Here is a 13,465-nt window from a genome sequence, read left to right on the forward strand (position 1 = left end):
TAGTAATTTTTTCTTTTTTTCTTTTCTCAGAACTTAAAGAATGGCAGCTAAAAAAAGATGTGAAGAAATACCTTATAGAGGAAGGGATAGATGAAAATGGGGTTTTGAAAATTGAGACAGTGATAGCAAAAGCGCCTGTTCTTTCGGCAAGAGTTATTTTTGCGGATGAACCTAACGTAACGTATTATTATAGGAGAAGTTCAGGTGAAATTGTCCAATTCGGTATGCCAACTTATAACGTACCAGGGGATACCAGTTATGAATTTAAGCATATGGATCCACGTTTGAAGAGTAACTGAACNACCGAATATTAGCTTTTGGTGACTTTGAAAAAGCTCTCTATGCTTCACCGTTGCTTTCTTCAGCAAATTATAGGCAAGTGAAAGCCACCCGAACACTCTAGGCTCACTTCTGGCAAGTCTTCAATCAAGACTCTTTAGAATCGCTGGTTATTCTTTATATGTCCAAAGACGCTCTTAGATTTTTGCATTGGCGAACGTACAGTGCATAGTCTTCCACACTCTTAAATCGCTTAAGAAATACCACCTTTTTAAAAAGTTTACAACTATAATATTTGCCTCTCGTAGGAACCTTTGATTTCGTTTTATATATGTTACGGTGAACCGTAACACAAATAGGGCGAAATTTTCTTCACTATGAATGACAGCAACACTTTCCTTAGCTGTTTAAACGCTGAAGGATTGAGGTGCTAGGTTAGGATGTTCATATGTGGTTTTAGGTAGGTAATGAGCAGTATCTGAGATTTGGTCAAGGAGATCATCACTCCATAAAATGCTTGTTCGCTTGGGAGACCGAAATTGAATCCAAAAACAAAGAATAACGGTGAAGGGATCGTCTCCCTTACACCGTTATTTTTCTAGCTGGAATTATCTTCTCGCTTGAGAGCTGCCTTCAACTTAAGGTTGAATAAGCAAAAGGTCAACAACGTCCTGGATATCTTGTTTTGTAGACATAGGTGTTTCCAAAGGATTGCTTCTGGACTCCTGATAGGCCGTTTCAAGGGCAGATAAGACCTCACTTAAGTTCGAAGCCGTCACTCCGGTTATACCAGCGAGAGCGAATGTTTCTTCGTTAGGGGCAGATCCTCCACCGAAAGGATTCAAATAATCATAGATTGCAGTTACCATAATTGCTTGATTCGCCTCGTCAACAATCGCTTGAATTTGAGACGATGTTCTTGGAAGTGGCGTTGGACTGGTTTCCAAGTAGTATTGGGCGGCAGATAGGTTTTCTGATGTGACACCCGTAATACCTGCATCGGCAAAAGTCGTCGCATTAACGTTCGTCCAAATGCCCGACTCCGATGCAGCATTGATCAAATCCAGTGCCGCTTGCTTCGTAAAACCGTCAATAACCGCATTAACAATGGCTTGAATTTCAGATACTGTCCATGGAGATGCTCCGTTCGCGTCCAATGCGGCTTCTACATCTGCTAAGTTCGACGATGTTACGCCCGTAATACCTGCATCGGCAAAAGTCGTCTCATCAACATTGATCCATGTCCCAACAGATGCATTAATAATCTCAAGTGCGATATTGGATGGAGTCGGCGTCGGTGTTGGAGTCGGCGTCGGCGTCGGTGTTGGAGTCGGCGTCGGTGTTGGAGTCGGCGTCGGTGTTGGAGTCGGCGTCGGTGTTGGAGTCGGCGTCGGTGTTGGAGTCGGCGTCGGTGTTGGAGTCGGCGTCGGTGTTGGAGTCGGCGTCGGTGTTGGAGTCGGCGTCGGTGTTGGAGTCGGCGTCGGTGTTGGAGTCGGCGTCGGTGTTGGAGTCGGCGTCGGTGTTGGAGTCGGCGTCGGTGTTGGAGTCGGCGTCGGTGTTGGAGTCGGCGTCGGTGTTGGAGTCGGCGTCGGTGTTGGAGTCGGCGTCGGTGTCGGTATTGGAGTCGGTGTCGGTGTTGGAGTCGGCGTCGGCGTCGGAGTCGGCGTTGGCGTCGATGTTGGTGTCGGCGTTGGAGTCGGCGTTGGTGTCGGTGTTGGAGTCGGTGTTGGCGTCGATGTCGGTGCTGGTGTCGGTGTCGGCGTTGGCGTCGATGTTGGTGTTGCCGTCGGTGTTGGTGTCGGCGTTGGTGTCGGCGCTATATATTGTTGCTTCGCTTCGTATGCACCGGTAACTAGCAAATCACGCGTAGCATTTGCTTTGCCGCCAAATGTATCATCAGCGCCATTGCTTAACAATTTCAATTCCAGAGCAAGCGCTACGTATCCTTGCGCCCAACCAGACACTGTGCTGTCTTGCATTCCGTCAGTTTTCTTCGCTAGGTCTTCACCCCCGAGACCGCGAACCAAGAATGTTGCCAATTGTTCTTTCGTAACTTTTCCAGCAGGATTGAATTTACCTTCTCCTATTCCATCAGTGATACCAGCGGCCTTAACTGCCTCGATATAAGGCAGAGCATAGCCATTCGCAGCGTCATCTGCTTTTACGTCTGAGAAGCTTGAAGTTGTTTTAGATGTATCGACGTTAAGGCCGAAAATCAAACTGGCTACCTTCGCGAATTGCGCTCGATTCATCTCATCTTTTAATCCAAAACTAGTGTCAGAGACCCCATTAAATATACCCGCTGAAATCAATGCATCAAACTTTGCCTTCGTAGCTGCGTCCAAATCCTTTAGATCAGAGAAGTCTGCCGAAGTCTTCGCTTCCGCATAGACCGCAATGCCAGAGGTGCACATTAGTAAAACCAAAAATAAAACAACCCATTTTTTTCTCACAAATCCTCCTCCTTAGACTCTGCTGTCTGGGTTAATCGTTACTGCTCCTTCAAACCCATGCTTTATATGTAACAATATATTTATCGGCAGAATTCAATAATTTTTTTAATAAAATTTGTTGGAATTTGCAGGTGTACGCTCCCTACATCCGCCACGCAACAGAAATATTTCCGCCTACATACGCTGGTTCACCACACTTTCAACACGCTGGACACAACAAAGAAACCTGCCAAGCGACTAATCGCACAAGCAGGTTTCCGTAAACAATCAATTGCTCGTATATCGCAGCATCATGCTGCCGTCAAGCATCCGCCATATCGATGAGGCTCTCCGCCCGGCTGCTCCGGCGGTACGCGAAGGCCGATACAATCGCAACAAGCGCGGCGATCGAGAGGCCCCAGTAGATGTTGGCGTAGGCGTCTGACAGCGGCAGGCCATGCTGCCATTCGAGCGCGCTTGCCGACATCGCGATGCTGAAGGCGCCGCTGACGAATTGCAGCAGCTGGAAGAGCCCCATGCCGGAACCGATCTGTCCGGACGGCAGGATGCGGGAGATTTCGTTCGATACGCCGCTCTGCAGGCTGGTGAAGGACAAGCTCATGAGCATATAGACCAGCATGACGGCGATCCACGAATGGCCCGCGAACAGGGCGAACAGCACGGTCGCGCCCAGGACAAGCAGCGGCGCATACAGGAGAATGCCGGCGTTGCCGTAGCGGTCGATCACCCGGCCGACCTTGCGGGAGACGATAATGGCAAGCAGGGAGCCGGGGAAGATGACCAGGCCAGCGTGGCTCGCGCTGAAGCCGAAGAGATGGATCAGAATCTGCGGGAGCAGGAATAAGGTCGCGAAGCTGCACAGATAGGAGGCAATCCCCACCAGAGCCAGCACCAGATAGGAACGGTTGCGGAACAGGGCCGGCAGGATGAACGGCTCCGGTACCCGGCGGATGCGGAACACAAAGATAGCCAGCGAGGCTAATCCGGCAGCCAGCCCGATCCAGAGGCCGCTTGTCAGGAACAGCAGCAGGCCCGTGGTTCCGATGCCGAGCAGCAATCCGCCGAGCCCGTCGAAGGAGCCTTGGCTTGGCGCTTCCTTAGGCAGCAGTGCATGGAAGAAAGGAACCAGCAGCAGCACGGCCGCCGTCACTGCGAACAGCCAGTGCCAGCCGAGATATTCGACGATGGCGCCGCCGGCCACCGGGCCGAGGCCCAGACCGAGCGAGACAGCCGACATAATGACGGCCATGGCTTTGCCGCGGCGGTCCAAAGGCACGTAGCGAGTGAACAGCACCATCGACAGCGAGATGACGGCGCCCGAGCCGGATGCCTGCGCGATCCGCACAATGAGCAGGAACAGGAAGCTGCTGCTGAAGAAGCCGCCTACCGAAGCCGCTCCGAGTGTCAGCAGACCGATGGTGAGCAGACGGCGGATCGGCATGAAGTCGGACAGCCGGCTGAAGGTAATGGATGAGATCGAGAACATGATCGAATATCCGGTTACGATCCAGGAGGCGGCAGAGGCCGAGATGCCGAAAGCAGCCGTAACATCGGGCAGCGCCAGATTGAACATCGCCGTATTCATAATAACGAGCACGACGGCTATGCTGAACAGTGCGGTGAGCAGCCCTTCCCGTGGAAGAGTGGCTACCACAGGGGAGTCCAGGCTTTCCGCTGGTTCGGAAACGGTTGAATGTTGATTCATTTGGAACAGCCACTCCTTCTCTATATTTCTTTGTTCTATAGTTCGATTAATTACGAACAATTGAAATATAGCATGCAGTCATGTAAAATGCAATTAGGAACTTTCATGCCAGCCTGCCCCATTTGCAAGGCAAAGGAGATCATGATCCATGAAACTGCTCTATCACCCGGACCGCAAAGACATTCAGCTCGCTTCCGTCCTATACGCGCTAAGTGATCCGATTCGTCTGCAGGTGGTTTCCGAAATTTATAATAACGGCGAACGGGCGTGCAACAGCTTTAACGTGCCGATCGCGAAGTCCACTCTGTCGCACCACTCCCGGACACTTCGGGAAGCCGGGGTCGTCTTCACCCGCGTCCAGGGTACACAGCGCATCCTGTCACTGCGCACCGATGATTTGAACGCACGCTTCCCGGGTCTGCTCGATTCAATATTGAAAGCGTATGAACAAACGGAACAGCCAGAGTTCGTGCAGGAGCAGAGCGATGAGAATTCTAGTGCGGCGGAATAAGCCCGGCTTGCTGCAATAAGCGATCGGACGAGAGCGGTTGATGCGGGAAATAGCGTCTGCCGTTCTTTAATGTCTGCCGAAATCGGGCGTAATTGGGATAAAAACGGATGGCTCCGCACATGTTATTGGACAAAGACATCGAGGGAGTGCTATCCAAAATGGCAAGACGCAAGAGAAGATACGCCGTTCCGGGCGTTGAGCAGGACATGCAGAGCTTTAAAGCCGCTGTCATGAAGCGGGAAGGCTATGCCGTTGATCCGAGTCATCCGGATGACGTCAAATATGAAGTGGCCAAGGAGATTGGCGTGCCGCTGCAGCCAGGCTATAACGGCGGTCTGAATACGGAGGAAGCCGGACATATCGGCGGCAAAATCGGCGGCTCCATGGTTCGCGAAATGATCCGTCTTGCCCAGGAGCAGCTAGCGAAAGGCAAACAATCTTAAGGCAGCCAGGGGACGGACGGCAGCGGTAATAAGCGCACTCATATGCGCGATCACCGGCGTCATCGAAAATCGAAACAGTTAGTTATGACCAGAACGCCAAATGGCGGCACAGGGATGGAACCCCGTGCCGCCATTTTCTTTAGTTGCAGATAATCGAGCTGAAGCGGACGTTACCAGCTTATTTCTTGTTGGCAATAAAAGCGTCGAGCTGTTTTTGCTTCTCGGCAATAATCTTGTCCAGTCCGTTCTTCTTCTCCTTGTCGTACCATTCCTGCGCCTTCGAAGGGTCGATCGCTCCCGTATTGAGGGCGGCGGCATACTGTTTCGAGATGTTGATCAGAACAGCGGCCTCGGATTTGACCGGCTCAACGTCAAAGATGAAGCCGAGTGCCGGAGATTTATGAGCTTCTGTGTTGAATTTCTTCATCTCGTTCCACTTGTCCGGATCTTCCGATTCATACGTATAGTTGAGGAACTGGCTTCCAAGCTCCCAAGCTACGCCCGGAGAGTAGTCTGAAGCTTTAGGTCCGGCCTTGATGACATTATCGGATACTTTCACGTAATGCTCGCCTTCGATGCCGAAGTTGATCAGGTTGTTGAGGTATTTATCGGAGTGCAGCAAATTGATCAGCATCATAGCCCGGGCCGGATCTTTGGATGTGGACGAAATCGCGAGCATCGAGCCTGCAGTTTCGCTTGTGGATGACGTTATCGGTCCGATATTGAGCATCTTAATCTTGCCTACCATATCGAGAGCATTTGCGGTTTCTTTATCGTATCCGGGGATCATCGACGCGACAACCATAAATACATTGCCCTTCTTCAAGGCATCCGTTACGCCGAGCGAAGTTGTAGGGGCATCTTTATTAATAAGACCTTCTTGGAAAAATTTATTCGTCAAATTAAGGTTTGACATATAACCGGGATCTTCGAAACGGCTAATGACCTTAGTAGAATCGCCGTCCTTGCGGATCAATCCATCGATTGCATTATCTCCCAAATAATCCAGCTGAGCCATGTAGTGACTGTTGAAATTCTCTTCGCCTGTCAGGAATAACGGAGTAAAAGCAGAGCCTTCCTTCTCCTTAACAGTCTTAAGGATCGGTTCGAGGTCGGCGATCGTCTTCACATTGTTCAACTGCTCGGTAAGTCCCAGCTTGTCCGCAATATCGCTGCGGTAGAAGACCCCGCCTTGTGCTGCCAATTCCTTGTTGGTCGGAATACCGTAGGTGTGGCCGTTGATCTGGGAGCCTTCAAGGAAGGTTGGATCGAGTGAACTAATGATGTCTTTGCCGTACTGCTCTAACAGATTTCCGGCAGGGCCATTCGGGTCGTCAACGGCCAGAAAGGCGCCCTTCGAGACGTTATTGGCATAGCCGTTCCATTGTGCCGTAAATACGACATCCATCGGTTCGCGGCTGGCGATGAGCAGCGGCATCTTCTCGTCATATTGGCCAAAATCGAGCGAAGTAATTTTTACAGTAGCGTTGATCTTGGGCTGCAAGTATTCGTTGATCTTGGCTTCAATCGCAGCGGTATCCTTTTGCGCCGAGCCCTCCCAGAGCAGCTTGATCTCATACGGCTTCAGGTCGGATGCGCCGGAGCTCGTGCCAGTCTGAGACGAAGCTGTTCCGGATGGGGAAGCGTCACTACTCTGGCTGTTTCCCCCGCCTCCGCACGCTGCCAGCACCATCGACATGAGCAGGACGGCCGTTAAAGGCTTTACCGCTCGCTTGAAGCGTTTGTTTCGTTTGCTCAACATTGTGTTTGCCTCCCTAGTTTCACGATTTGTAGCTATGATCAACCGGATGTTAACCGGATGGAGCTCGCCTGCAAGCGAATCTTTTTAAACGTCCAGTATTTAAGCGCCCTGCATTATCCCTTTACCGCTCCGACAGTCAGACCTTCGATGAAGTAACGCTGGAAGAACGGGTAAGCGAAGATGATCGGGCCGATGCCGACAACAGCCATTGCCATGCGCACAGTCTCGCTGGGAAGCTGGTAGTCGGGGTTCGTTCTCAGAATCGCCGAGTAAGCAGCCGAGTTGGAGCTTAAAAATTGCAGGTCCTGCAAGGCCTTGTACATGCGGTATTGAATATTGATATGGATATTGTCATTAATGAACAGCATGCTCAAATACCAGTCATTCCAATAATTCAGCGTGCACAGCAGACCGACGCTGGCAAGTACAGGGAGGGACAGGGGAAGGACGATCTGAGCGAAAATCCGCCATTCGCCTGCTCCGTCAATTTTAGACGACTCGATCAACTCGTACGGAACCGAGTTCATGAAGAAAGTTCGCATGACGAGTACGAAGAAGCCTTGAACCAGATAGGGAGCGATCAGCACAAGCAATGTATTTTGCAGATGCAGGTACTGGGTGTACATCATATAGAACGGTACAAGACCGGCGTTGAACAGGATGGTGAACACCATGATGAACGAGAATGTGCCCCGCTGCTTGAAATCCCTTCTGGATATTGGATAAGCGAATAGCGCCATGATTAGAAGAGAAGCAGCTGTGCCGATAATCGTAACGAAAATCGAAATGCCGTAGGAGCGCACAATGTTAACCCAATCATTAAGCAGAAAATCATAGGCCGACAAGCTCAGTTTGTGAGGGAAGAAGCTGTAGCCGTTAGCCAGAACCATCTTTTCATCGCTGAAGGAGACAATCAGCACGAGCAGAATTGGAATGACGCAGATTGCCGAATAGATCCAGAAGAAGATGTTGATTGCCAGATTGGCTGGCTTGGACACATCCATAACCGACGATTCCTTGTTCTTGGGCTTCCTGCCCAGTGTTGCCGATGCGGGACTTGCCATGTCGCGAAACCTCCTGTATTGGTGATGGATGCTTCCGGGCTTAGAACAAAGCGTCTTCCTTGCTGATCTTCCGGATGATCAAGTTGCTGACAAAGACGACTACAAAGCCGACAACTGCCTGATACAGCCCTGCTGCGGAAGACATTCCGAAGTCACCGGTGACGATTAAGCCTTGGTAGACATAGGTGTCGATAACGAGTGTGGTATCGTATAGCGCTCCCGCGTTGCGGGTGACTTGATAGAAGAGACCGAAGTCGGAGTAGAAGATGCGGCCGACCTGAAGCAGGGTAAGTACGATAACGATAGGCCGGAGCAAGGGAAGGGTAATGGTCCGGATTTGGTTCCATTTGGACGCTCCGTCAATCGTAGCTGCTTCGTAGTATTCTTTGTCGATGCCGATTATAGCCGCCAAATAGAATACCGCATAATAACCGATGCCCTTCCAGGTGTTGACGATCGGAAGTATGAATGGCCAGTATTTGGGGTCCGAGTACCAATCAATAGCATTGTCGATGCCAAACCAGGGCAGAATCACTTTGTTAAGCAGGCCGATTTCGGGGTTGAGAAAGCCATATACGAGATAGGTGACGATAACCCAGGAGAGGAAATAAGGCAGGAACATCATCGTCTGGTGAAACTTGGCGAGTCTCGGATTGCGCATGGAATTGAACAGAAGCGCAAGAGCGACGCCGAAGATCAGGTTCAGGACAATGAACACCACGTTATAGATAATCGTGTTCTTCGTAATATTCCAGGCATCGCTTGTGCTGAACAGAAATTCGAAGTTCTTCCAGCCGACCCAGGGGCTGTTGAATACGCCCGACTGGTAATTGACGTTCTTGAAGGCGAGGACCGATCCGATCATCGGAAGATAGTTATTGATCAGCAGAAAAATCAGCGCCGGCGTCATCATCAGGTAAAAAGCACCGTACTTCCGCCAATAGCCGACGTTCTGCTTTTGCTCGGCAGCAGGGAGAGCCAGTCGCGCTGTCTTGACAGGTTGCTCCATTTGCGATCACTTTCCTTTCATCTCGTTATGTCTCTCCACATCCATCATTATAGAGAGCTTCCCCTGCCCCCTCTATCTACTGGTGTGACATGAATAGCAAATATGTGACCTTTTGTGAAATATAACTTACATAACGAGTTATATACATGGAATGTATTTCTGCAAGACGGCAAAAAAGCCGTGGAGGCGGTAATCCATCCTGTCGGATGGAATTCGCTCTACGGCTGAATGTACGCCCTGAATGCGCGCCCTGAATATATGCTCGGAACGCATCAGGAGGCGTGCTCGGAATGCGCGCTGGCTGGGGCTGGCTATGGCGTCCGGTATTTCTTGCGGTAATCCTGCGGGGTGAGGCCTGTCAGCTTACGGAACAGCTTCGCGAAGTAGGAGAAGTGAAGATAGCCGAGCCCCTCCGCGATGCTGCTGATTTTGTCATCCGTCTCGGCAAGCAGATTCTTCGCCCGCTCTATCCGCTGCTGCGTAATATATTCTGACAAGGATAGCCCCGTCTCTTTGCGGAACAATCTCGACAGATAGGCCGGATTCCGGGACACCACGGCGGCGATATCGTCGCGCGTCATATCCCTCTGCAGGTTGTCCTGGATATAGGCGTAGGCTTTGGCGATGATTGGCGATGAGTCCCGCTGCTTGCCCTCGGACTCCTCTGCGATTTTGCTAGCCAGGCGAGCAGCCCATGACAGCAGATGCTGTGGCGACCTGGATGCCTGCGAATCGTTCAGATCCTGCACGGTCAGCACCTCGTATACGGACAGCCCCTTCCGGTGGGCGGCCTGGTAGAAGAGGTGCAGCAGGCCGTAGTAGAGCTGCTCCAGCGTCTCCCGGCTCGTCATCTCGTCCTGCAGCCGTCTGGTCGTCTGCTCCAGCTGCCGGATGACTTCGTCCTGCAGCCCCTGATCGAGCAGCTCTCCCCACTCCGCAAGGTTCGGCATCGCACTGGCTCCGCCCGTTGCGGCAGCATCGGAGACGAGCGCTGCATCGATGACCGACTGCGGAGAGGAGACATTCGTCCGCTCCGTCTGCAGCAGGCGGTCGATGGCGCCGGACAGTTCCTCCACAGGAGCCGGGCTGCCGACATAACAGGAAATCTGGCAGTGAAAGCTTCCTTCGGAGGCGGTCATGAATTGGCGGCAGCGCTTCAGGAGCTCCGGCCGATCCATATCAGGGTCAGGGTCCTCCGGGCAGTAGAGCAGGATCAGGTTCAGGCCGCCGCTGTCCTGGAGCACGACGCCGGGCAGCTCGCCGAAGAGAATATCCGCCGCCGCCTTTCGGATTGCATATTCCATGATGGTCTCATCGCGCGCGCTCATATCCACGCTCCAGTGCTCGATGCTGAGCAGCAGCGGCAGCACCCTTCCGCCAGCCTTCAGCGGAATGTCGTACAGCTCGAACTGCCGGTTCAGCCGCTCGGGCTGGAGCGATATTCTTCCGGCAATCAGGTCCTGCCAGAAGCGCTCAACCAGCACGGGCAGTCGGTTCTTCCACTGGAGCAGATGCTGTTCGATCAGCGCTTCGACGTTCTCGCGTTTCTTCTGCTCCTGAATTTCTTTCAAGGCGCGGGCGACGATCTCCTTGAGCAGCTCATGGTCGATCGGCTTCAGCGCATAGTCGAAGCAGCCGAGCTGCAGCGCTTCGCGGGCGTATTCGAACCTTGCGTGTCCGGTCAGGAACACGACCAGCGTGTGCGGGAACTTCTCGTGAATCCAGCGCAGCAACTGAAGCCCGTTCGTCTCCTGCATCTCGATATCGGAGATGACAAGATCGACCGGCTGCCGTTCCATGATCTCCATGGCGGACTTGACGCTGCCGGCTTCCAGAACGGCGGACAGGGGCTGGTCGCTCCAGTCGATGCCTTGCGTAATTCCTTTGAGCGCATATATCTCATCATCTACGACCAGCATGTTATACATCGTCCATTTCCTCCATTTCTTCTCCGTCAGGATGCTGATCGGTCGATCCGTTATCCTGAAAAGGGGCGGGCCGGTGAATCGGCAGCCTCACCTCGACAATGGCCCCTCCATGATCGCCGTTTCGGAAAGCAATGCCCCCCACATCGCCGTACAGAATCCGAAACCGGTGAAGGACATTCCAGATGCCGAGATGCTGTTCGCCGGTGCCGTTCGTATACGTTCCGCTCTCAAGCTCCTCCAGCATATGCGGGGGGAATCCCGGACCATTGTCGGCGATGGTGATCCGTACGATGCGCACCGGATCGCCGTCCTCATTCTCGGACTTGATCCAAATCCGGAACGGCATGCCGTCCTGCTGCCGTCGCGTCAAGCCGTGCAGAATGGCGTTCTCGGCGAATGGCTGAAGCAGAAGCGGCGGGATAGTGAGCGCCATATGCTCCGGCTGCACCTCGATTTCGAAGACGAGCATGTCCACATAGCGGAGCTTCTGGATCTCCATGTAATGTCCGATATGGCTAAGCTCCTCCTCCAGCGTAACCGTCGTCCGGTTGCCGTGCATCAGGAAGCGGAAGTAGTTGGCCAAATGAAGGGTCATTTTCTGCACCGATTTGAAGTCCTTGAGTGCAGCCATATTGTAAATAATATTGAGCGTATTCGTGTAAAAATGCGGGTTGATCTGCATCTGGAGATGCTTGTACTCCGCCTTTTGCACCCGCAGCTGCTCCTCATACACATCGATTTTGAGTTCCTCGATCTGGCGGGCCATCTGGTTGAACGTCTTGGTCATGATGGAGAATTCGGAAGCGCTGGACGGAGCGGGCAGCCGGACGTCAAGCCGTCCATGACCGAGCCGGCGCATGCCGACAACAAGCCTTGCGAGCGGGCGGAACAAGTAGCGGCGCAGGTAGAGGATATAGCCGGTGACAACCGCGATGGAGAGCAGCGGTATCCAGTAGTAGAGCATTTTCTGGAGAAAAGGCAGGTTCTTGAGAATATACGGTTCCGTCGTCACAATGACGTAGCGAATGTCCGCATATTGCGAATTCCGAGTTAGCACGAGGTAGTTCTTGTTCTTCCACTTGATCGTTCCCTCGCGGTCCTTCATGTGAAGGATGGCCGATTGGAATCCGCCATCGAGGTTGTCCGGCAGCCCTTTGGAGGAGAGCAGGTTGCCTTGGCTGTCCATCACAAATACCGCGCCTTGCGGACCGACATCAAGCTTCGCAATGGTCTGGTTCAGGGTGTCGATCCGGACGAGCGCGCCGTCGAGCATTCCGAAGTCGATGTCAATCGCTTTAATCAGATTGATCCCGTATCCGGGAAGTCTGACAGCTTCCCATTTGTCGCTGAGAGGCGCACCCTCCTTGAAGAATTGGGCACTGTATGACGTAAGCAGAGTACTCAGCTCGCTTGATTTGGCGTTGTTCTGTGTGGCGAAGAGGGGGTAGCTGCTCTCCTTGGTCAGATAGACGTAAAAAGTATCGACCATCTTGTAATAGCTCGTATCCAGCGCGAACCGGTTGCTGAGCCGGACCTTCGCGAGTGTATAATCCGGGTCAGTCACCGGCAGCGTCTTCAGCGACAGAATCTCCGAGTCATTGGCCGTTCCCAGCTGAATGAGGAAATCAAAGGTGCTCTTCAGCATGGTGTCGTTGGCATTGACCTCCACATCCAGCAGATTGCCGTAGTTGGTCGAGACCTGTTCGCGGACGATTCTTGCGGCGTACAGATTGTTATAGATCAGGAAGAGGACCAGCGGAGCAACAATAAGGAAAAACCCGAAGACGATGCGGAATCGCACGGACTGCCAGGATCGCATTCGAATTCCCTCCTTGCCCATTGAGGATTTTCATTATAGGATACCTCAAAATCAGAAAATTCGGCAATATACAAAAAAATTCGACAGCATTAATGCTGTCGAATTGGGGGATGTGGGTTAAGGATTTTACGGGAGGTTCAGGATGAATCCGTGGAAGAAGGGGCTGTAATAACGTATATGCTTATCAAATTAATTGGTAGTCATTACTTCGGAAGAGGCTGCATCTGCAAGGTGTTTGTCCACTTTCAAGAATCCCTGTAGATGCAGACACATTCGCAGCTATTTCATCCGCTTCACCATAAATTGGTGAATTATTGCGATCTCCTGGTCAACATCGCTGGAAGTTTGAAAAAAACGTTCATGCGTACAGAAATCGTAAGCCTTTTTAAAGAACTCCGAACGATCTGCACCCATTGCTCTATAGTTAGTTTCATACGTCAAGTTGATTAAGAAAAATGTTACGGAGCACAAAGTAAGATACATCCTTCTAAG

10 protein-coding genes and 1 pseudogene are annotated in these 13,465 nt (G+C 52.0%); 3 read left to right on the top strand and 8 right to left on the bottom strand.

Annotation, left to right across the window (positions count from 1 at the left end):
* The coding region (locus KIH86_RS26470) for a DUF3139 domain-containing protein (RefSeq protein WP_223110757.1) at positions 1 to 299 on the top strand (299 nt) is incomplete at its 5' end.
* Positions 300 to 917: 618 nt separating this feature from the next.
* On the opposite strand, the gene KIH86_RS26475 is transcribed toward KIH86_RS26470, so the two are convergent.
* The 3 genes and pseudogenes from KIH86_RS26475 to KIH86_RS26480 form a co-directional block, all read right to left on the bottom strand.
* The gene (locus KIH86_RS26475; protein ID WP_235775618.1) at positions 918 to 2,243 is read right to left on the bottom strand and encodes a hypothetical protein; all 1,326 of its coding nucleotides are present in this window, start codon (positions 2,241 to 2,243) and stop codon (positions 918 to 920) included.
* A gap of 81 nt (positions 2,244 to 2,324) precedes the next feature.
* A pseudogene (locus KIH86_RS29915) lies at positions 2,325 to 2,693 on the bottom strand (S-layer homology domain-containing protein); the annotation flags it as partial.
* A 340-nt stretch (positions 2,694 to 3,033) separates the two neighbouring features.
* Positions 3,034 to 4,437: an MFS transporter gene (locus KIH86_RS26480; RefSeq protein ID WP_223081516.1), complete on the bottom strand. Its 1,404-nt coding sequence runs from the start codon at positions 4,435 to 4,437 to the stop codon at positions 3,034 to 3,036.
* Between the two features lie 148 nt (positions 4,438 to 4,585).
* Here KIH86_RS26480 and KIH86_RS26485 point away from each other — a divergent pair, with 148 nt between their 5' ends.
* Together KIH86_RS26485 and KIH86_RS26490 are read left to right on the top strand one after the other, a co-directional pair.
* Entirely contained in the window at positions 4,586 to 4,948 is a 363-nt protein-coding gene (locus KIH86_RS26485) for an ArsR/SmtB family transcription factor (RefSeq protein WP_223081515.1), read from the top strand.
* A gap of 158 nt (positions 4,949 to 5,106) precedes the next feature.
* Entirely contained in the window at positions 5,107 to 5,391 is a 285-nt protein-coding gene (locus tag KIH86_RS26490; RefSeq protein WP_223081668.1) for an alpha/beta-type small acid-soluble spore protein, read from the top strand.
* Between the two features lie 178 nt (positions 5,392 to 5,569).
* Here the strand turns inward: KIH86_RS26490 and KIH86_RS26495 are convergent, their stop codons facing one another.
* The 5 genes from KIH86_RS26495 to KIH86_RS26515 all read right to left on the bottom strand — a co-directional run bounded on the left by KIH86_RS26495 (position 5,570) and on the right by KIH86_RS26515 (position 12,973).
* A complete protein-coding gene (locus KIH86_RS26495) occupies positions 5,570 to 7,153 on the bottom strand; it encodes an ABC transporter substrate-binding protein (protein WP_223081514.1) in 1,584 nt (527 codons plus the stop codon).
* Between the two features lie 113 nt (positions 7,154 to 7,266).
* Positions 7,267 to 8,217 carry a carbohydrate ABC transporter permease gene (locus tag KIH86_RS26500; protein ID WP_223081513.1) on the bottom strand — a complete coding sequence of 317 codons (951 nt, stop codon included), beginning with the start codon at positions 8,215 to 8,217 and terminating at the stop codon, positions 7,267 to 7,269.
* A gap of 40 nt (positions 8,218 to 8,257) precedes the next feature.
* A complete protein-coding gene (locus KIH86_RS26505; RefSeq protein ID WP_223081512.1) occupies positions 8,258 to 9,226 on the bottom strand; it encodes an ABC transporter permease in 969 nt (322 codons plus the stop codon).
* A gap of 311 nt (positions 9,227 to 9,537) precedes the next feature.
* A complete protein-coding gene (locus tag KIH86_RS26510) occupies positions 9,538 to 11,154 on the bottom strand; it encodes a helix-turn-helix domain-containing protein (protein ID WP_223081511.1) in 1,617 nt (538 codons plus the stop codon).
* A complete protein-coding gene (locus KIH86_RS26515) occupies positions 11,147 to 12,973 on the bottom strand; it encodes a sensor histidine kinase (protein ID WP_223081510.1) in 1,827 nt (608 codons plus the stop codon). The genes KIH86_RS26510 and KIH86_RS26515 overlap by 8 nt, the downstream gene beginning before the upstream one ends.
* Positions 12,974 to 13,465 lie beyond the last annotated feature (492 nt).

The organism is Paenibacillus sinensis (genome assembly GCF_019904155.1).
In the GTDB taxonomy this organism is placed as follows: Bacteria; Bacillota; Bacilli; order Paenibacillales; family Paenibacillaceae; genus Paenibacillus_AQ; species Paenibacillus_AQ sinensis.